General features: G+C 51.9%; 20 protein-coding genes and 1 riboswitch. Of the genes, 17 read left to right on the forward strand and 3 right to left on the reverse strand.

The features are described 5' to 3' along the window. Positions 1 to 19 precede the first annotated feature (19 nt). Genes gspD through cysQ form a run of 13 tightly spaced genes read left to right on the forward strand, consistent with a single transcriptional unit; the run spans position 20 to position 11653 of the window. A complete protein-coding gene (gene gspD / locus BZG20_RS14895; RefSeq protein ID WP_198531504.1) occupies positions 20 to 2017 on the forward strand; it encodes a type II secretion system secretin GspD in 1998 nt (665 codons plus the stop codon). Further along, positions 2014 to 3540, forward strand: a complete 1527-nt coding sequence (gene gspE, locus BZG20_RS14900) for a type II secretion system ATPase GspE (RefSeq protein WP_077579500.1) — start codon at positions 2014 to 2016, stop codon at positions 3538 to 3540. Before gspD ends, gspE begins: the two co-directional genes overlap by 4 nt. Next, entirely contained in the window at positions 3540 to 4775 is a 1236-nt protein-coding gene (gene gspF, locus BZG20_RS14905) for a type II secretion system inner membrane protein GspF (protein ID WP_077579501.1), read from the forward strand. The genes gspE and gspF overlap by 1 nt, the downstream gene beginning before the upstream one ends. Before the next feature lie 27 nt (positions 4776 to 4802). Beyond that, positions 4803 to 5237: a type II secretion system major pseudopilin GspG gene (gene gspG, locus BZG20_RS14910; RefSeq protein WP_077579502.1), complete on the forward strand. Its 435-nt coding sequence runs from the start codon at positions 4803 to 4805 to the stop codon at positions 5235 to 5237. Between the two features lies 1 nt (position 5238). Next, positions 5239 to 5805, forward strand: a complete 567-nt coding sequence (gspH, locus tag BZG20_RS14915; RefSeq protein ID WP_158010048.1) for a type II secretion system minor pseudopilin GspH — start codon at positions 5239 to 5241, stop codon at positions 5803 to 5805. Beyond that, on the forward strand, positions 5786 to 6163 hold the full coding sequence (gspI, locus tag BZG20_RS14920; protein ID WP_227486554.1) for a type II secretion system minor pseudopilin GspI: 378 nt from the start codon (positions 5786 to 5788) through the stop codon (positions 6161 to 6163). Before gspH ends, gspI begins: the two co-directional genes overlap by 20 nt. Next, the gene (gene gspJ, locus BZG20_RS14925) at positions 6147 to 6785 is read left to right on the forward strand and encodes a type II secretion system minor pseudopilin GspJ (protein WP_046074432.1); all 639 of its coding nucleotides are present in this window, start codon (positions 6147 to 6149) and stop codon (positions 6783 to 6785) included. Before gspI ends, gspJ begins: the two co-directional genes overlap by 17 nt. Continuing rightward, entirely contained in the window at positions 6782 to 7786 is a 1005-nt protein-coding gene (gene gspK, locus BZG20_RS14930; RefSeq protein WP_077579504.1) for a type II secretion system minor pseudopilin GspK, read from the forward strand. The genes gspJ and gspK overlap by 4 nt, the downstream gene beginning before the upstream one ends. Next, positions 7755 to 8999, forward strand: coding sequence for a type II secretion system protein GspL (gspL, locus tag BZG20_RS14935; protein ID WP_158010049.1), 1245 nt, complete (start codon positions 7755 to 7757; stop codon positions 8997 to 8999). Before gspK ends, gspL begins: the two co-directional genes overlap by 32 nt. Continuing rightward, positions 8996 to 9490, forward strand: coding sequence for a type II secretion system protein M (locus tag BZG20_RS14940; protein WP_077579506.1), 495 nt, complete (start codon positions 8996 to 8998; stop codon positions 9488 to 9490). The genes gspL and BZG20_RS14940 overlap by 4 nt, the downstream gene beginning before the upstream one ends. A gap of 3 nt (positions 9491 to 9493) precedes the next feature. Then, positions 9494 to 10240 (forward strand): type II secretion system protein N, encoded by a 747-nt coding sequence (locus BZG20_RS14945; RefSeq protein WP_052708041.1) that lies wholly within the window; start codon positions 9494 to 9496, stop codon positions 10238 to 10240. A 42-nt stretch (positions 10241 to 10282) separates the two neighbouring features. Next, a complete protein-coding gene (gene nudE, locus BZG20_RS14950; RefSeq protein ID WP_046074428.1) occupies positions 10283 to 10837 on the forward strand; it encodes an ADP compounds hydrolase NudE in 555 nt (184 codons plus the stop codon). Positions 10838 to 10840: 3 nt separating this feature from the next. Beyond that, positions 10841 to 11653, forward strand: a complete 813-nt coding sequence (gene cysQ / locus BZG20_RS14955; protein WP_046074427.1) for a 3'(2'),5'-bisphosphate nucleotidase CysQ — start codon at positions 10841 to 10843, stop codon at positions 11651 to 11653. A 43-nt stretch (positions 11654 to 11696) separates the two neighbouring features. Here cysQ and sthA read toward each other — a convergent pair whose 3' ends face one another. Beyond that, complete coding sequence (sthA, locus tag BZG20_RS14960; RefSeq protein WP_077579507.1) at positions 11697 to 13115, reverse strand: Si-specific NAD(P)(+) transhydrogenase; 1419 nt, start codon at positions 13113 to 13115, stop codon at positions 11697 to 11699. A gap of 195 nt (positions 13116 to 13310) precedes the next feature. Between sthA and fabR the strand changes: the two genes are divergently transcribed. Both fabR and BZG20_RS14970 read left to right on the forward strand, forming a co-directional pair. Next, entirely contained in the window at positions 13311 to 13946 is a 636-nt protein-coding gene (fabR, locus tag BZG20_RS14965; protein ID WP_046074425.1) for an HTH-type transcriptional repressor FabR, read from the forward strand. Positions 13947 to 13959: 13 nt separating this feature from the next. Continuing rightward, positions 13960 to 14343 (forward strand): YijD family membrane protein, encoded by a 384-nt coding sequence (locus tag BZG20_RS14970; protein ID WP_046074424.1) that lies wholly within the window; start codon positions 13960 to 13962, stop codon positions 14341 to 14343. Positions 14344 to 14428: 85 nt separating this feature from the next. Here BZG20_RS14970 and trmA read toward each other — a convergent pair whose 3' ends face one another. Next, positions 14429 to 15532, reverse strand: a complete 1104-nt coding sequence (gene trmA, locus BZG20_RS14975; protein WP_077579510.1) for a tRNA (uridine(54)-C5)-methyltransferase TrmA — start codon at positions 15530 to 15532, stop codon at positions 14429 to 14431. Positions 15533 to 15657: 125 nt separating this feature from the next. Next, positions 15658 to 15886: riboswitch (cobalamin riboswitch) on the forward strand. Positions 15887 to 15919: 33 nt separating this feature from the next. Between trmA and BZG20_RS14980 the strand changes: the two genes are divergently transcribed. Next, positions 15920 to 17866, forward strand: a complete 1947-nt coding sequence (locus BZG20_RS14980) for a TonB-dependent receptor (protein ID WP_077579508.1) — start codon at positions 15920 to 15922, stop codon at positions 17864 to 17866. A gap of 61 nt (positions 17867 to 17927) precedes the next feature. After that, a complete protein-coding gene (murI, locus tag BZG20_RS14985; protein ID WP_077579509.1) occupies positions 17928 to 18755 on the forward strand; it encodes a glutamate racemase in 828 nt (275 codons plus the stop codon). Here murI and BZG20_RS14990 read toward each other — a convergent pair. Beyond that, a complete protein-coding gene (locus tag BZG20_RS14990) occupies positions 18709 to 19191 on the reverse strand; it encodes an RNA-binding protein (RefSeq protein WP_046074421.1) in 483 nt (160 codons plus the stop codon). The two genes, murI and BZG20_RS14990, sit on opposite strands and share 47 nt — an antisense overlap. Positions 19192 to 19865: the final 674 nt, after the last annotated feature.

A 19865-nucleotide genomic window follows, 5' to 3' on the forward strand; every position in this document is an offset into this window, starting at 1 on the left:
CGTGAATTTAAGGCAACGACTGATCCCCTATTTCATCGCTGTGACTTTTCTTTTTTCTGGACTGTCGGCGAGCGCGGCTGAATTCAGTGCATCGTTTAAAGGCACTGATATTCAGGAATTTATTGAAATTGTGGGTCGTAACCTAGAAAAGACCATCATTGTTGACCCCTCCGTGAGAGGCACAGTTAACGTACGTAGCTACAACACGTTGACCGAAGCGCAGTACTACCAATTTTTCCTCAATGTCTTGGAAGTATATGGCTTTGCCGTGGTGGAAATGGATAACGGTGTCGTCAAGGTGGTACGCGACAAAGATGCCAAAACGTCGCCCGTGCCTGTGGTGGGTGAAGCCGATAACGTGGTGGGCGATGAAGTTGTCACGCGTGTGGTCGCGGTAAAAAACGTTTCGGTGCGTGAGCTGTCCCCTCTTTTACGCCAGCTTATCAACAATGCCGGCGCCGGCAATGTGGTGCACTACGATCCGGCTAATGTGATCATGATTACCGGACGTGCAGCGGTGGTGAATCGCTTAACCGATATTATTCAACGTGTTGACCAAGCCGGTGATAAAGAGGTTGAGGTTGTGCGCCTAGAGCACGCCTCTGCCGCTGAAATGGTGCGTATTGTCGATGCACTGAATGAGCGGGACAATGCCAACACGCGCCCTGAATTGCTTGAGCCGCGTATTGTCGCCGATGAGCGTCTAAATGCGGTCTTGGTTTCGGGCGAGCCAAAAGTGCGTGAGCGGGTGAAAAAACTGATCCGACAGTTGGACAAAGAGATGGCGACGACCGGGAATAGCCGAGTGATTTACTTGCGCTATGCCAAAGCCGATGATGTGGTCGATGTGCTCAAAGGGGTGTCGGATAATCTGCTGGAAGAAAAAGAGAAAAAGAGCAAGCCAGGCTCGACACAACAGGCGGTGCAGATTTCTGCCCACCAAGGGACCAATGCGCTGGTGATCACCGCGCCGCCCGATATATTGAAAACCCTAGAGAGCGTGATTTCTCAGCTTGATATTCGCCGTGCGCAAGTCTTGATTGAAGCATTGATTGTGGAAATGTCCGAATCCGATGGGGCCAATTTAGGGGTGCAATGGGGGTCGCTCGAAAACGGGGGCATTCAGTTCAACAACACTGGCGTCGGTGTGACCAATTATCTGACGGGACAAAAAGCGACCGAAGATACCACGCGCACGGAAACGCGATTTGATAGCAATGGCGATAGCTACGAAGTGCCTATCACGGAATCGGGTGATTACTCGGCGCTCAATGAAGTCTTGGGGGGGCTAAATGGCCTCGCGGCTGGGGTGATCATGGGCGATTGGACGGCATTGGTGACAGCAGTGGCCTCGAACAATGAATCCAATATTCTGTCTTCGCCCAATCTGATGGTACTGGATAATCAAGAAGCCTCGTTTGTGGTGGGGGAAGAGGTACCCGTCATCACCGGCTCGCAAACTGGCTCGAATAACGATAACCCGTTCCAAACGGTCGAGCGTAAAGATGTTGGCATCAAGCTGAAGGTGACCCCTCAAATCAATGAAGGATCGGCGGTGCTATTGGATATCGAGCAGGAGGTGTCTAACGTACTTGGCGCGAGTGGTGCTGTGGATGTGCGCTTTGGCAAGCGCCAGTTGACCACTTCCGTGATGGTAGGCGACCAACAGATGATTGTGCTAAGTGGTTTGATTGATGAACGCACGGTAGAGAGTGAGTCCAAGGTCCCTGTACTGGGAGATATTCCCGTGCTAGGTCACTTGTTTAAGTCGACCTCGACTCAGACTGAAAAGAAGAACCTGATGCTGTTTATCAAGCCGACCATTATTCGTACAGGCTTAACGGCGGATGGCGTGACGCAGCGTAAGTACAACTATATTCGAGCTGAGCAGCTGTTACGGGCACAAGACGGCGTGAAGCTGATGCCGGATGCCGAAAAGCCGGTGCTGCCAGACTACAACAGCGAGGCAGTGATGCCTGCCGAGGTACGCGCGCTAAAAGCGGAGCTAGCAGGATGAGTGATCGCGCGACAGAGCTCAGCCGAGATCCGGACGCTCGTTGGCAGTTGCCTTTTGGCTTTGCCCGCCGTCATGGGGTGATATTACTCAATGACACTGAGCCTGCACGCCTATTGTGCTTGTCGTCTGTGACACCGAACACCCTTGCCGAGGTTCAACGGGTGTTAGGAAAAAGTTGTGCCCCTGAAATTGTGTCAGACAGTGATTTTGACCAACATCTCACCCGTTTGTATCAACGCGATAGCGCAGATGCTCAACAGCTAATGGCCGATATTGGCGCGGATGCAGACAGTGATGATTTTTTCTCTCTCGCGGAGGAGTTGCCTCAAAGTGAAGATCTGCTGGAATCGGAAGATGATGCCCCGATCATCAAGCTCATAAACGCGATGATGGGGGAAGCGATCAAAGAAAGTGCGTCTGATATCCACATTGAAACCTTTGAGCATGCGTTATCGATTCGTTTCCGTGTTGATGGTGTGTTACGAGAAGTCCTCTCTCCGAGTCGTAAACTGGCGCCGCTGTTAGTCTCTCGAGTGAAAGTCATGGCCAAGCTGGATATTGCCGAAAAGCGCGTGCCGCAAGATGGTCGTATTTCAGTCCGTATAGGTGGCCGTGCGGTCGATGTGCGGGTGTCGACCATGCCTTCATCACACGGTGAGCGTGTGGTGATGCGTTTACTCGATAAGAATGCCGTACAACTTGATTTAGCCCAACTTGGCATGGCACCAGCGCTTCACCAAGGCTTCCGAACCCTTATTCACAAGCCTCATGGTATCTTACTGGTCACCGGGCCGACCGGGTCGGGGAAATCCACCACCTTATACGCAGGGTTACAAACCATTAACAGTGAGGATCGGAATATCCTCACCGTTGAAGATCCGATCGAGTTCGATCTGGCCGGTATTGGCCAGACCCAAGTCAACCCGAAAGTCGATATGACCTTCGCCCGCGGTTTGCGTGCGATGTTGCGTCAAGATCCTGACGTGGTGATGGTGGGGGAAATTCGCGACTTAGAAACCGCGCAAATTGCGGTTCAAGCCTCCCTGACTGGCCATTTGGTGATGTCCACATTACATACCAACACTGCCATTGGTGCGGTGACGCGCTTGCGCGATATGGGGATTGAGCCTTTCTTGCTTTCATCATCGCTACTTGGTGTATTGGCGCAGCGCTTGGTCCGTACCCTGTGCGAACACTGCCGAGTGCCCTATCAAGCCGACGCAACGCAGCAACAATTGTTTGCAGATGTGGGGCTTGCCAATCAAGGCGAAACCATCACCTTATATAAACCAAGTGGTTGCGAGCATTGTCACCAAAAAGGCTACCGCGGCCGCACAGGGATCCATGAGTTGTTGACCGTGGATGAGAAGGTACAAGCACTGATTCACCATGATGCCGGTGAGCATGCCATCGAGGAGGCGGTGCGGGCGCAAAGCCCCAGTATCCGCTATGACGGCTTGGCCAAAGTGCTGAACGGGGAAACCACCCTGGAAGAAGTGATGCGAGTGACCAAGGAGAGTTAATGGCTGCCTTTGACTACCAAGCACTGGATGCGCGAGGGCGCAAACGCAAGGGCGTGATTGAAGCCGATACGGCACGCCAAGCGCGGCAACAATTGCGCGACAAGGGCTTTACTCCCCTCGATGTCCAGGCCACTACCCGTAAGCGTGCGACACAAAAAAGTTCGGCTTCTCAGCCGCTTTTTCGTCAGCGCGGGCGCGGTATTAGCACCCAGGAGCTGTCACTGATCACCCGTCAGTTGGCGACCTTGATTGAGGCGGCGATGCCTCTGGAGGAGTGCTTAAAAGCGGTGGCAGAGCAGGCCGAGAAGCCGCGAATTGGCAGCATGATGACCAGTGTGCGCGCGCGAGTGATGGAAGGGTATACACTCGCCGATGCGTTAGCGGATTACCCCAATGTCTTTGACGAACTCTACCGGGCGATGATTTCAGCCGGTGAAAAAGCGGGCCACTTGGGCACCGTCCTCGAACGCCTTGCGGACTATGTGGAAAACCGTCAACGCATTCAAGCCACTTTGTTGCAAGCCATGCTGTATCCGGCGATTTTGACATTTTTCTCGGTACTGATTGTCGCCTTCCTGTTGGCAACGGTAGTGCCTGATATCGTTGGTCAATTTGTCCAAACCGGGCAATCACTGCCCGCATCAACCCAATTTCTCTTAAACGCCAGTGACTTTATCACTCAGTGGGGCGTGTGGGTGCTCGGTGGGCTGGTTCTTGTCAGTATGGGGATTCGTCTATTGCTGAAAGACACCCAGCGTCGTCTTGCCTGGGATAAGCAAAAGCTCTCGTTACCGATACTGGGTCGAGTGGCGCGCGGATTGAACACATCACGCTTTGCTCGGACATTGGCGATTTGTACCGCCAGCGCAATCCCATTGTTGGATGGGATCAAGGTCGCTGCGCAAGTGATCACTAACCAATATGTGCGCAAGCGGGTATTAGAAGCGGCCGATAAAGTGCGCGAGGGGGCCAGCTTACGTGTTGCGCTCGACCAGTCAGGGCTGTTCCCTCCCATGATGCTACATATGATTGCTAGCGGTGAGCGCAGTGGCGAGCTGGAGCCGATGCTCTCACGCGCAGCCGATAACCAAGACAAAGATTTTGAGGCGCAAGTCAATGTTGCCTTGGGAGTATTTGGCCCGTTAATGATTGTAATGATGGCCGGGTTAGTGCTTTTTATCGTGGTGGCCACCTTGATGCCAATTATTGCCATGAATGACATGGTCGGTTTGTGATTTTATGAATTTAACAAGGAGAAAGAAATGCGTCGTCAACAAGGTTTCACGTTGCTCGAAGTCATGGTGGTGGTGGTGATTATTGGCCTGCTAGCCAGCTTTGTTGCCCCAAACTTGCTGGGCAACAAAGACAAAGCCGCGGTGAAAAAAGCGGTGGCGGATGTCAGTGCGCTTGAAAATGCGCTGGATATGTACAAATTGGATAACAATCAGTACCCCACCACCGATCAAGGCTTAGACGCGCTAGTGACCCAGCCACAAAGTGATCCGGTCCCCCGTAACTACCCCGCGCAAGGTTACATCAAACGTCTGCCGCAAGACCCGTGGAACAATGACTATCGCTATGTCAGCCCAGGCGAGCACGGTGTTGTTGATATCTTTTCTTTAGGCGCTGATGGCCAAGAAGGTGGGGAAGGGGTCAACCAAGACATTGGTAACTGGAACCTCAACGAGCTGCAATAACATGCGTCAAGCGGCCGGCTTTACCTTATTAGAGATCCTGCTGGTGGTCGTCATCGTCGCGGTGAGCACCTCAGGCGTGATAATGGTGATGCCTGAGTCGGCGGACACCCGCACACAAGAAGCCGGGCAAGCACTGTATCAGCGGATGAAGCTGTGGGCAGAGCAAAGTTGGTTGGAAGGACGCACCTATGGCGTGCGTATCGAACAACAGCGCTATCAACTTTTAGTGTTGGGACAAGAGCAATGGCAACCTGTTAGCAGTGACCGCTGGGCGACCCAAGGCCGCTTGCCAGAGCAAAGCCGCTTTGTCTTAACCATGGATGGCTTTGGCTGGCAGCAACAAGACAGGTTGTTCGAGGATAAGCCGCTGTTTGAGGATTTGTTTGACGAAGACGATGAGCAGGCGGTGGCGCCACCGCAAATCTGGCTACTGCCCAATGGTGAGCTGACACCGTTTACCCTGATGGTTGAAACAGATGGCCGTGCGGCCTGGCAGCTCAAAGCGAATGAACTGGCGCAGTTTACCTGGCAGCGTGCAGGAGAGGGTGATGATGTTAGTACGCGCTAACTCGCAGCAGGGAATGACCTTGCTTGAGGTCTTAGTCGCGGTGGCGATCTTTGCCGTGGCGGCGCTGAGTGTGATGAAAGCCACTGGACAGCACACCCGCTCACTGAGTCGCTTAGAACAAAAAACCTTAGCCGCTATGGTGGCGGATAATCAACTCGCCGAGGTGGTGCTCAGCGCTAAGGTGCCAGATAAAGCCACACAAGGCACCACCGAGATGGCGGGGCAACAATGGCAATGGCAGTTGGTGCCAGTCGCCACAGAAACGGGCCAGTTACGTGCGGTTGATATGTCAGTGGCTGCCGCCGCAGAGACCGATAACCCGTTAGTGACCGTGAGGACCTATGTCGCCACGCGTTGAACGAGGATTTACCTTATTGGAAGTGCTGTTGGCGTTGGTGGTATTCGCCAGCATTAGTCTGACCGCATACCAAGTACTGCAAACCGTGCAGCGCAGTGACGAGCAGTCTCAGCAGGTGGGTGAGACCTTACAGGAACTGCAGCGCGCGTTGGTGATCATGGACAGTGACTTTCGTCAAATGGCGGCAAGACGTCAGCGGGTCGAAGGACAAGCGCCAACAGAGCAGTTGCTGATCGCGGGTTCAGAGGTATTACAAAGTGATGGGATGGGCGTGCGCTTTACCCGCACGGGCTGGATTAACCCACAAATGCGCTTTCCACGCGGAGAAGTGGTAGCGGTCGGGTACCGTCAGAGAGATGGCAAGCTGGAACGCTTGCGCTGGCGTTACCCAGACCAAGCCGCGAGTGATGAACCCGCGGTGGCGACGCTGCTCAGTGATATTGATGATTTGACCTTTCGCTTCTACGTCAAACAGGATTGGCAAGACAGTTTTGATACCAAACATGCATTGCCGAAAGCCGTTCAAGTGCGCTTTACCCATCCTCGCTATGGCCAGTTAGTGCGCACTTATCTCGTGGCGGGGCAAACCTTGCCGGCACCACTGCAGCGGGAGGCACAATGAATCGTCAGCAGGGCGCCGCCCTTTTGGTGGTGATGATGATCATGGCGCTGATGACCGCGATTGCCGGAAGCATGGCGGCGCGGTTATACACCAACTACCACCGCGCCGAAAACCAGCTGCATTTTCAGCAAGCGTATTGGTTTGGCAATGCGGTTGAAGGCTTGGCGGCATCGGTATTGCGCGAGAGCTTAGCAGGCAGTGAAACGGTGAACTTAAGTCAAACCTGGGCAGAGCCCGCTCGAACCTTCCCGCTGGATGGTGGAAAAGTAAGTGGACACTTACAAGATGCGAGCGCCTGTTTTAACCTCAATAGTTTACAGTTACGTGGCGCCAAAGTGGGTGGGGCGACCCCTTATGAGGTCACCGTATTACGGGCGCTAGTGGGGCAGTATGTGGAAGAGGATTATCAAGCGGATGTGATTGCTCAGGCAAGCCGTGATTTTATTGATGAAAACAATCAGCTGGATCAGTCTCTCGGGGCGGAAGATGCGCATTATGAAAGCGTGCAGCCTGCGTATGTGACGGCGGATGCTTTGCTGGCCGATGTGAGTGAGTGGCGTGCGGTGCGCGGGGTTAATGGTGATGTGTTTCGGCGCGCCTCGCCTCAGCTTTGCGCCTTGCCTAGCGCTGAGCTTAAGGTCAATGTGAATACCTTAACCGAGAAGCAAGCGCCTTTGCTTTCAGCCCTATTTACCTCCGCGTTACCGGTGGAACAAGCCCAGCAGGTGATTGCCCAGCGCCCGGAGGAAGGGTGGAAAAGTGTGGCCGCGTTTATCGACACCTTGAACCTCACCGAGTTTGATGACGCCGAGCGAGAGAGAGTCGTGTCCCATCTCAGCGTGACCAGCGAGTTCTTTTTATTACAAGCCGATGTGCAGGTGGCCTCTGCCCAACGTCACATCCAGGCACTATTGCACTATCAAGACGATGGCGAGGTTTCTGTTTTGCGCCGTCGGTTCGGAGGAATGCGTGAGCGAGCGACTGATAATAAGGATCAGTGATGCCAGCCAGCCCATTTATTGGGCGCAGGTTCGTGCCAATGATAACCAAGTGGTTGAGAGCGGCAGTTGTCAGCAACTGTCAGCGTTAACCGAGCAAGCACAAACGCGGCGAGTAGTGGTGCTGGTGGACAGCACGTGGCTGACATTAACCTCGGTAACATTGCCCCCAGGCTCACGGCGCCAACGCGACAAGGTGGTGCCTTACTTGCTCGAGGAAGCCTTGGCGGAAGAGGTGGAAGCAGTACACGTGAGTATTGTTGACACCCAGGCAGACACCGCACATGTCGCCGTGGTAGCGCACCAGCAAATGCAAGCTTGGCAACACGCGCTGGATGAGGCAGGCATTGATGCCCGCCAGTGGATCCCCGATGTGCTTTGTGTACCTTGGTCGTCTGACTCGCTCTCACTCTTGGCATTGGATGAACAGTGGCTGTGTCGTTTTAGTGCAAATCAAGGCGTGGTAGGCTCGGCGGACTGGCTCGCCTTTTGGGGGCAGGCTTGGTGGCAACACCGCCAAGACAGTGAGGAAACCCTGTCACCTGAGCAAGCCGACTCTCTCACTATCAAAGGCTATGGCGACGACAAGCTGCAGGCTGACAATCCCTTGAGCGCGTTACCGCTCCCTGTCGAGTGGCAGTCAGATCACGCAATGCATCTATTAGCGGTGCAGAGTCATGGCGTGACGGCAAACCTACTGACCGGCGGATATCGTCCTCAAAGTCAAACCAAGCAGACACTTAGACCCTTTTTGCCCGCAGCCTGTCTGTTGATCGCCATGGCTGGATTGCTTGGCGTCGAGCAGTGGCTGTCGATTCGTGACACCCAGCAACAAGCCCGTGCATTACGGGGACAAAGTGAAGCCCTTTTTCGCCAAACCTTGCCCGAGTACGAGCGGATCCCGACTCGCTCATACATGGTGCGGCAAATGGATGCAGAGATAGCTCGGCTAGAAAACCAACAACATGATGCGGCGCTTTTACCCTGGCTGGTCGAACTGGCTCCTCTACTGGAAGATGTACCTGGTATCGAGCTCGAGGCGCTGCGCTACCAAGCCAATCGAGAAGCCTTGATACTGCGAGCAACCGGCAATGATTTCGCGCAGTTTGAGCGCTTACGTGCCACCTTGAGTAAGCATTATGCGACAGACTTGGGGCAGCTTAATCGCAGTGGTGAGACGGTCAGCGGTGAATTTACCCTAAGGAGCCAATCATGATCGCACGTATTCAGTCTCAGTGGCAGTCGATCAGCTTGCGCGAGCAACGGCTCGTGTTGATTGCGGTGGGAGTGCTGTTGTTAAGTTTGCTGTATTGGGGCATCGTGGTGCCGATACAGGCACAGGCGGAGCAAGCGCGCGCCGCATTGGTCAGTGAGCGAAAGGTTTACAATGAGCTACAACAAAAGCGCAATCACATCATGCAATTGCGCTCACAGTCTGGACGCAGTCGCCAAGCAGTGGCCAGTCGAAGCCAACCGCTCAACCAAGTGATCGCGGCCAGTGCGGGTGAGTTTAATCTTACCATTACACGGTTGCAGCCTGGGGAGGACAGCGTGCAATTGGGGCTCGAACCTCTACCGTTTAACCAATTACTACGGTGGATCGAGCAACTCTCTCAGCTGCATGGCATTCAAGTCGCTCGCCTGAGCACTGAAGCGACCGATACGGCCGGTGTGGTGCAAGTAACCCGACTGCAGCTGGAGCGGTAAACGATGTGGAAGAAAACGCTGATAGGGGTGGGGTGTGTATTGGTTTTCGTTGTGAGTGCGATAGTGCACGCCCCAGCAACACTACTGCGCTTAGCGCCTTTGCCGGCCGAGCTACAGCTGAGTGGGATCAACGGCACCGTGTGGCAGGGGCAAGTCAGGCAACTGCGTTGGCAAGATCAGGCTGTCGGCCCAATACAATGGGATCTCCATTGGCACCGGCTATTGACCAGCGCCACGCTGGAAGCCGCGATAAAGGTCCAAAGCCCTCAAGGTGTCAGTGGTAAAAGCGTGGTGGGCTTTAATGGCACCGAGCTAACGCTTTCTCAAACCTTGCTCTCTGCTCCCGCGCATCTGCTGACTCGTTCGGTGGCGTTACCGCCGAGTGTGGCGATTGATGGCCGGCTTGATGTGATTGTACGCGAGGCGGTGTTGGCCGAGTCAGGGTGTCAGCAGTTAGCGGGACAGATTCAGTGGCAGCAGGCCGGACTCACCCTGCCCTCAGGGCGGCTCAATGATATTCCATTGCGTGCTTCTCTCGCCTGTGATGGCCAAGGTGTCGCTGCGCAGGGTCAAGGCGATTCTCCCTCGTTGAGTAATAAGTTTTCATTGTCAATTACACCGTCTGGGCGATACTCTGTGTCAGGATGGCTGAAGCCGGGGCCGGCCTATCCTGAGCCGATGAAAGCACCTCTCTCTTGGTTGGGTGCGCCGGATAATCAAGGACGCTATCGCTTTTCTTTTCGCGGCTAACAAGGCCTGATAGGCTTATCAAAAAGGGTGGCAAATCACGATATGACGCAGCGTAAACTTCCTTACATTCAGTCTAAGCAGGTGGTCGCCACTTCTCGCTTGTTTAAAGTGGAGTCGCTGGAGCTGATTTTTAGTAATGGCGTCGAGCGTACCTATGAGCGGATGAAACCGTCGGGGCGTAATGCTGTGATGATGGTGCCGGTGACCGAATCGGGCGATCTCTTACTGGTACGCGAATATGCCGCAGGCACAGAACAGTATGAGCTAGGCTTTCCCAAAGGACTGATTGACCCGGGTGAAGCGCCCGAGCAAGCGGCAGTGCGGGAGCTGAAAGAGGAAATTGGGCAAGGTGCCCGTGAGCTAGTGCCACTGAAAGAGGTTGTTCTGGCACCGTCGTACTTTTCTAGCCGCATGACGCTGATGTTGGCACGTGATTTGTATCCAGAAAGCTTGGAAGGGGATGAGCCTGAACCGCTTGAAATCATTCGTTGGCCACTTGCCCAAGCGGAAGAGTTACTCACCCACGGTGATTTTTGTGAAGCGCGCAGTATCACCGCATTAATGATGGCGCTGAAGTACTTACAATCTGAGAGGTGAGGCATGGCATTGCCTGAGTTGTTACCCGAGGTGATTGATATTGCTCGCTCTGCGGGTCAGGTTATTTTAGATATTTACCAAGACGGTGATTTTGAAGCGATCACTAAAAGTGACCAAACCCCGGTAACCAGTGCTGATTTGGCGGCACATAAGCTGATCACGGAAAAGCTCACCGCGTTGACGCCAGACATCCCCGTATTATCAGAAGAAGACTGTGGTGTGCCATTAAGCGACCGTCAGCAATGGCAGCGCTATTGGTTGATTGATCCCCTCGACGGTACCCAAGAGTTCATTGCAGGCAGTGGTGACTTCGCCACTATTATCGCGCTGGTGGAGGACAACCATCCCGTCATGGGCGTGGTCTATGCCCCCGTCTCCGGGGTGACCTACTATGCTTGCCAAGACAAAGGGGCCTGGAAAATCACCCCAGATGGCGAAATGCATCGCATCTCGACAATGAAGCGAGAAGAGACGATTACCTCACTCTCTATCGCCATCAGTCGCCGTCAAGATATTCATGCGGTCACCGAAAAGCTGGCACCTGAAATTAATTATGATTTGGTGCCATTAGGCTCCGCGGCACTCAAAGCCTGCTTGGTCGCAGAAGGCGCGGTCGACTGTTATTTACGCCTAGGGCCGACGGGGGAATGGGACACTGCCGCTACCCAATGCATTGTTGAGCAAGCGGGTGGACGTATTCTGAGCACAGAGCTGGGGGCCTTGTCGTACAACGAACGGGACTCATTACAGAACCCTAACTTTATTGTGTTGGGGGATGAGTCGCTCGCGTGGTCGTCGATACTGCAGGCATCGTAATGATTGACGGCACCGCCAGGTGCCGTTTTCTTTTATGACCGGTTCAGAACAAACGATTTAAGCCATTGAGGGCTGCCACCCGGTAAGCTTCGGCCATGGTCGGGTAGTTGAAGGTGGTATTCACAAAATAATCGATGGTATTCCCTTCGCCTTTTTGCTCAAAAATCGCTTGGCCGATATGAATGATTTCCGAGGCGCGCTCGCCAAAGCAGTGAATGCCTAATATTTCGCGGGTATCGCGGTGGAAAAGGATTTTTAAACTGCCGACATCCATCCCCGCGATTTGCGCGCGTGCTAAGTGCTTGAATAGCGATCGGCCAACTTCATACGGGACTTTTTCTGCGGTGAGCTCTTGCTCGGTTTTACCCACTGAGCTGATTTCTGGAATGGTATAGATCCCCGTGGGGATGTGTTCAATCAAGCGCACGTTGGCGTTGCCTTGGCAAATGGCTTCGGCCACCACGCGCCCTTGATCATAAGCGGCACTAGCAAGGCTAGGATAACCAATCACATCACCGACGGCATAGATATGCCCCACTTCTGTTGCGTAGCTTTCGCTATCAACGTCGAGCTGCCCACGCGAGTTAGGTGTAAGGCCGACCGAGGACAAATTGAGTTTATCGGTATTGCCTGCACGGCCATTGGCATACAGCAGGCAATCTGCTTTCATTTTTTTGCCTGACTCCAGATGCACAATCACGCCATCGTCGGTGCCCTCAATGCGCTCATAGGTCTCATCATTGCGGATCATGACACCACTGCTGCCAAAGTGATAAGACAAAGCATCAGAGATTTCGTTGTCCAAAAACGACAGCAAGCGATCACGGGTGTTGATTAAATCCACTTTGACCCCGAGCCCACGGAAAATAGACGCATATTCACTGCCAATCACGCCTGCGCCATAAATAATCACGTGGCGCGGGTCATGGGCTAACGACAAAATGGAGTCACTGTCGTAGATGCGTGGGTGGGAAAAATCCACATCAGCGGGTTGATAAGGGCGAGAGCCGGTAGCAACCACAAAGTGATCGGCTGTATAGGTATCAGCGCTGCCATCACTATGATGCACGGTTAAGGTATGCGCATCGACAAATTCGGCGCTACCATGGAGCAGGGTACATTGGTTTCGGTCATAGAACCCTTGGCGCATACGGGTTTGTTTGCCTATGACCGATTCAGCATGGCTGAGAATGTGTGAGAAGGTACTGTGGATACTCTTGCTGTTCTGGGTGTAGATAGGGCTTTGATTGAATTCAATGATCCGGCTGACAGTGTGGCGTAGTGCTTTAGACGGGATGGTGCCCCAATGGGTACAGCCACCGCCAACGGTGCTTTCTCGCTCAATCACTGCCACCCGCTTACCCGCTTTGGATAAGCCCATGGCGGCACCTTCACCACCGGGGCCACTACCTATCACGATCGCATCAAAATGATCTTGCGGGCGAGGGCTCGACTTGCTCATAGGGTTCAGACCTTATTTTCATTATTGCAACATCTATTTATGACCAGTTTAACGCTTATTATCCGTAAGGTTAACTTTCGCGAGCAAATCTGTGTTCAAATCCGCGCCGCCGCGATGGGGAACACTGCCTGGATTGGCTGATTTAAACGCTAAAATTGCGTATAGTGGCAGCATGGTGACCATGGATAGAGTGCGATGGGTATTCGAGCACAACAAAAAGAAAAAACGCGCCGTTCTGTCATTGATGCGGCGTTCAGCCAGCTCAGTGCTGAGCGCAGTTTTTCCAGCCTCAGCTTGCGCGAAGTGGCGCGAGAGGCGGGAATCGCGCCCACCTCTTTTTACCGCCACTTTAAAGACATGGATGAGCTGGGGTTAACCATGGTTGATGAGGGCGGGCTATTGCTCCGTCAATTGATGCGTCAAGCGCGTCAGCGGATAGCCGCGGAAGGCAGTGTGGTGCGTACTTCGGTAGAAACCTTTATGGAGTTTATCGAGAGCAGCCCAAATGTGTTTCGGTTGCTTTTGCGCGAGCGTTCAGGCACCTCTTCGGCGTTTCGTGCCGCTGTGGCAAGGGAAATACAACATTTTGTTGCTGAGTTGACCGAGTATTTACAATCTCGTACGCAGCTCACCTATGAAGAAGCGTACAATCAGTCAGAAGCGTGTGTGATTTTGGTCTTCAATATGGGTGCGGAAGCGCTTGATCTTGACCCTCACGCCCGCGCAGAATTGGCAGAGCGAATGGTGTTACAATTGCGCATGATAGCCAAGGGAGCTTACTGGTATCGAAAAGACCGTGAGCGGCGAGCCTTACAGGAAAAACTGTCATAAAACAGGTGAAGACATGGAACACGAGCAAGTGAAATCAGAACGTAAATTTTTGCTGCTGGCACTGGTTACCGGCATTTGTGGAAGTGCAACACTCGCGACACTGTTCGTCAGTGGTGTGGCATTTTCTATTTTTCCCATTCTTGCGTTTGTACTGGCCGTGCACGCTTGCTACCAACTTCACGAACGCCAGCCACTGACGGAAGGCACGCCGCTGATTGCGTTTGCCTGCTTCTTGGTGGGGGCATTTGGCTACTCAGCGTTTATCCGTATGCAAATGCCAGAGCTGGGCGGCAACTTCTTCTCGATTTTGGTTGCGATGGCACTGGCGTTCTGGGTCGGCCACAAACTGGGCTTTTTCAGCCGCAAAGCGAAAAACGATACCGCCTCTGACGTCTAATTGTCTCTAAAACAGCTGTGATTGAAACCCAAAAAAGGCGTCGAGAAGACGCCTTTTTACGTTTATCCGAGCTTGCTTGCCGTGACTATTTGCGCTCTAACCACACCCCGGCTTCGGTATGGTGGGTGAACGGGAATTGATCAAACAGCGCACAGCGACTAATGCGGTGTGTTTGGCTTAGGCGCTCTAAGTTCTCGACCAAGGTCTCAGGGTTACAGGAGATATATAAAATCCGATCGTAACCTTGCACCATTTTGCAGGTTTCATCATCCATGCCCGCACGCGGGGGATCGACAAAAATGGTATTGCACTGATAGTCACTCAGTGTCACCCCTTGATCTTTTAAGCGGCGAAACTCGCGCTCGCCATTGATCGCCTGAGTGAATTCTTCGGCAGACATGCGAATAATCTGCACATTGTCGATGTTGTTAGCGGCAATATTGTACTGCGCCGATTGCACTGAGGGTTTCGCCAGCTCGGTGGCGAGGACGCGGCGAAAGTTTTTCGCTAAGGCGAGGGAAAAGTTGCCGTTCCCGCAATACAGCTCCAGCAAATCACCTTGGCTATCGCGAGTGCAATCAATGGCCCATTCCAGCATTTTCTCCGCCACCGGCCCGTTAGGTTGGGTAAAGCTGTTTTCAATTTGCTGGTAGATCAGCGTTTGACCATCGGCATTGAGCTTTTCTAAAACGTAGTCGCGGTCTAGCACTTTCTTTTGCTTGCGCGCACGGCCAATCAAATTGAGATTAAAGCCCTCATCGTTCAAACGTTGTTTAAGCGCTTGCGCGGCGCTGTCCCACTCTTCGTCTAGCTGGCGATGATAGAGCAACGATACCAAGATCTCACCGCTTAAGGTGGAGAGGAAATCAACCTGGAACAGTTTACGTCGCAAGGCGTCGTTGGGCTTGATGGCCTCCATTAATAGCGGCATGAGGTCATTGATCAAGCGGCTCGCGGCAGGAAAGGTATCGACCCGGTACTTCTGCTTGGTCGCAGGATCAAACATGATGTAATACAAGTCGTCGCCTTCATGCCATACCCGAAACTCTGCGCGCATCCGATAGTGGGTTTCCGGTGAGCGAAAGATCTCTAGCTCAGGTGCGTGAAACGGCGCGAGTTGTGCATTGAGTCGTTGGACTTTCTCAGCAAGCTGTGTGTCGTAGTCAACGGCGGTGTGAGCCTTGGTCATGATGGCTGCCTCAGCGATTGGAAAATGAGCGCAGATTTTAGACAAATCCCCAGCCATGTCCACCCTTGCTCACGATTCTCCCTTATTCAATAAGGTTATCAATGGACAATATCCATCTAGACGGCTAATATCCGAGCGTGGGGAGTGATCCTGTCTTGCAATATGTGACGGATCACAGGAATGCGGTGAGAGCCCGCAACTGACGCGCAGCGGTATTAGAGAACGACCCTAACCGGCCTTAGGCCAGACACTGTCGCCAATACTGATTGATGGTATGCGATGGGAAGTCGTTAGCAGTAGGCGGCGAAAGCCATGCTCTTAAGTCCGAATACAGCCCACACTCGCAGCACAGTGCTGCCTATTCTCGCGATTAGGAAGGAAGATCCAATGAACAAACAGATTGTGGCGAGCCTGGTGGCGACGTCACTACTCCCTGCGGCCGCGTGGGCCGAGCAAAACACTGAAACGGTGGTGGTGATAGGGCGTAGTCATCATGCTGATACGCTGACGCAAATACCCGCAAACGTCGCTGTAATTACTCAAGAAGATATTCGCAAGAGTGGAGCTCAAGATATAACGACTCTACTTAGAGGAAAGTCAGGTATTCAGGTTTCGGATACTAACTCTGGCGCTTCTTTTGCAATGCGCGGATTTTCTGGTGGCCAAAGCGCGCATAACACACTTATCTTGGTTGATGGTCGGCGATTAAATAAGGCTGATCTATCTGGGCCACAACTAGGTGCTATTGCCATGAGCCAAGTAGAGCGTATTGAAATCCTCTCTGGTAGTGCCGGTGTTTTATATGGTGACCAAGCGGTAGGTGGTGTCATCAATATCATTCTAAAAAGTACAGCCAGAGAGGGAGGCCATGTAGGTGTTCGTCTAGGAGACTTCGATACCCGTGGCACTTATGCTAGCAAATCAGGAAAGCTGAGTGATTATTGGCATTATCAAATCTCGGCAGACTACGAGAAAACAGACAACTATCGTGAGCACAATGCGCAAGATTCTGGGATGTTGAGTAGCCGAGTCGAATATCAGCGAGGTAGCGAGCGCTTCCACGCTGTACTAAGTTACTTTGACGATGATCGTCAATGGCCAAGTTCACTAACTGAAAATGATTATCGCGCCAATCCTCGCCAGTCTAAAAGTACTCACGCTGAAGATTATGGTCATGAAATATCTCGCTCGCTTGATGTGGGTTATCAGAAAGGTGTAGGAGAAACATGGCAGTTATCTACCTCTTTACAGTATTCGGATACCAGCACAAGCGCTAAAAGTTGGGGAACACCAAGCCAAGCCGAGTTGGATCAGCTAACGATTTCAGCATCAGGAGAGAAATCATTTTCGACCAATAGAGGAGAAGGAGCGTGGATAGTTGGCGTAGATTATGCCAATAACGCATTTGACTACTATTCTCAGAGTGCTTTCAGCACAACGGATAGAGATAACCGTCAGCAAAGAATGAGCGTGTTTAGCCAGCTTCATTACCCATTGTCTTCACAGACTACTCTTGTTCTGGGAGGAAGAAAGTCACGTGTTACCGATGACTTGACGGATGCTGCGACATATCCAAATGGCGAGCAATTAAAAGCACATGCTAGCGCGTTAGAGATAGGGGTGAACCACTTTATTGATGATATAAACCGTCTTTATATTCGTGGTGAGCAGAACTTTCGTTTTGCAAAAGTGGATGAGCAAGCATACACCTCTCCAGGTGTGTTTGGTTTAGATCCGCAGCGAGGCAATTCTCTGGAACTAGGTTGGCGACAAGAGGCTGAGAGCTATCAAATTGGTGCGGATCTTTATCGTTTAGAAATTGATGATGAGATTATATTTGACTCCAGCGCAACGAAGCCTGTGGGTGGTTCTTTTAATGGGGCAAATGTTAACGCAGATCGCTCGGTGCGATACGGGGGAAGTATATCTGGTCAGTTGCAGGTTACTTCCGCATGGCTTGTTGCGGGTGAGTACCATTATATTGATGCTGAATTCACCGAAGGGGATAGCAAAGGTAATGCATTGCCGTGGGTAGCGAAGCACACCGCTACATTACAAAGTACAGTGCATATTACTCAAGATATCCTTATGCACTTGGAAGGAATCTACACTGGATCACGCTATAAAGATGGTGATACTGCTAACAGTAAAGGAAAACTATCCCCTTATTGGCTATCTAATTTTGCGTTGCAGTACGAACTAGATCAGTGGCTAACGACATTTCGGATCGATAACCTCTTTGATAAACAATATCCCGCCAATGTTAACCAGTGGGATTCATACTATCCAGGTGATGGACGCCAATTGACACTAGAAGCGAGATATTCTTTCTAAACTAGCTTTCTTCACGCCCTTGTCGTTATGATAAGGGCGTTATTGATTGCATGAGTGTCCCATGGTGCAGCCCAATATTTTGATTTTTGACTCTGGTGTGGGTGGCTTATCGATTTACCAGTCGGTACGAGAGCAGCTTCCTGACGCTAACTACACCTATTTGTTCGATAACGAAGCTTTTCCATACGGTGAGTTAGATGACACGCGCTTGGTCACACGGGTGGCGGCTCAAGTGCGCGCTGTGTGTGCGCATCATGATCATGATATTGATATCGTCGTCATTGCATGCAATACAGCATCGACGCTGGTATTACCGACGCTCCGTCAGCAGTTAGCGCTTCCGGTCGTGGGGGTTGTGCCTGCGATCAAGCCTGCAGCAGCGATCAGTCAGAAAAAAATCATTGGCTTACTCGCTACGCCAGCCACCGTCGCCCGCCCTTATACCGAACAATTAGTGGCGGACTTTGCCAAAGAGTGCCAGGTAGTCTCAGTCGGTACCACGGCGCTCGTGCACATGGCAGAACGCAAACTCCGGGGTGAGGCGGTGAATCAGCAAGATCTCGCGGCTATATTGCGACCGTTTAAAGGAACCGTCGATACCCTCGTTCTCGGCTGTACTCACTTCCCTTTACTGCGTGATGAAATTCAATCAGTGGTGGGTGATGAAGTCCAATTAATTGATTCGGGAGAGGCGATTGCGCGTCGCGTGGTCTCGCTGGTGAGTCTAGATAGCGACGCAAGGGCTACCGCAGCGACGTCGAAGCATTGCGCTTATGCGACGGCAACCCCTATTAAAGCCGATGCCTTGGCGGACTTTATCCGATCGATAGGTTTTACGGATGTCAGCTATTCGCCTGCTTTTTTGGCTCATTCGCTTCACGGACTTTAAGTGTCCGCTCGCCATAAACATTATTATTGAGCGCATTGATAGCATCGTCGGCATGCCCGGCGGCCATCACCACAAAACCAAACCCTCGGCGTTTCCCCGTCCGTTTGTCTTTCATTAGACGAACGGCAAACACTTCTCCATGTTCGCTAAACAGCGTGCGTACATCATTTTCATTCGCACGATAAGGCAAGTTTCCAACGTATAGCGTTTTACTTTGCGGAGACTCTTCTTCTTTTTCGCTCGACGAGGTAGATGTAGATGGTGCTTGCTCTGGCTGAATAAAGTTGGGCAAAGGAAGATATAGGCAAGCCAGGCCACTAAGTATCGCACCCACAGCAAACGTGAGTGCGGGTGAGCTGACGTCCATCAGGCTGACAATAATTGCGCCAAGGACGGCGATGCAGATGACTAAAGCAAAATTAACTGGTGATTTCATAAGCGTAATTAAATAGAACGATTAAAGTGATGACATGACAACATTTCGGCAATGCATGTCGTGAAAAAGACCAAGAAAACAAGCCAGCGTTACCTTGCGGTAAAGGTCTCGTATCAATAATGTTTCAAATCGCTGGTTATTCATCATTTTAGGTGGATTATTGCTCAGTCGAAATAAAAAACGTAAAAATCCCTTGTCAGTGTGATCCGCGTCGCTATACTACGCCCCACATCGACACGGCAAGCGATTTACTGCCATGTCGAGGAAAAAAATCAAATAAAAATAAACGCTTGACGTGAGTTTTTAAAAGATTAAGATGGCCGACCTACTTAACGCCAAGCGTTAGGGGAGTCAAAAAGAGGTTTTATTTTCACCCGGCGGGTTGAAAATAAAAGATAAAATTTCTTCTTGACTTTAACGGCAAGGCGCGTAAGATACGCAGCCCTGACCAAGCGAAGCGCAGCTTCGCATCGTCAACGCTCTTTAACAATTTGACCTATGCAATCTGTGTGGGCACTCGTTGAGAATAGACAAAAAGATTTATTCGATGAACTGAGTGACCAAACGACAACTTTAATAGTTGTTCGGCACAGTCAATTCGTTTTTCTCTTCGGAGAGAAACAGTAATCAGTATTCATTGAGCTGAAACTTCGGTTTCGAAAAACTTAAATTGA

It is taken from the genome of Salinivibrio sp. IB868 (assembly GCF_001995655.1).
In the GTDB taxonomy this organism is placed as follows: domain Bacteria; phylum Pseudomonadota; class Gammaproteobacteria; order Enterobacterales; family Vibrionaceae; genus Salinivibrio; species Salinivibrio siamensis.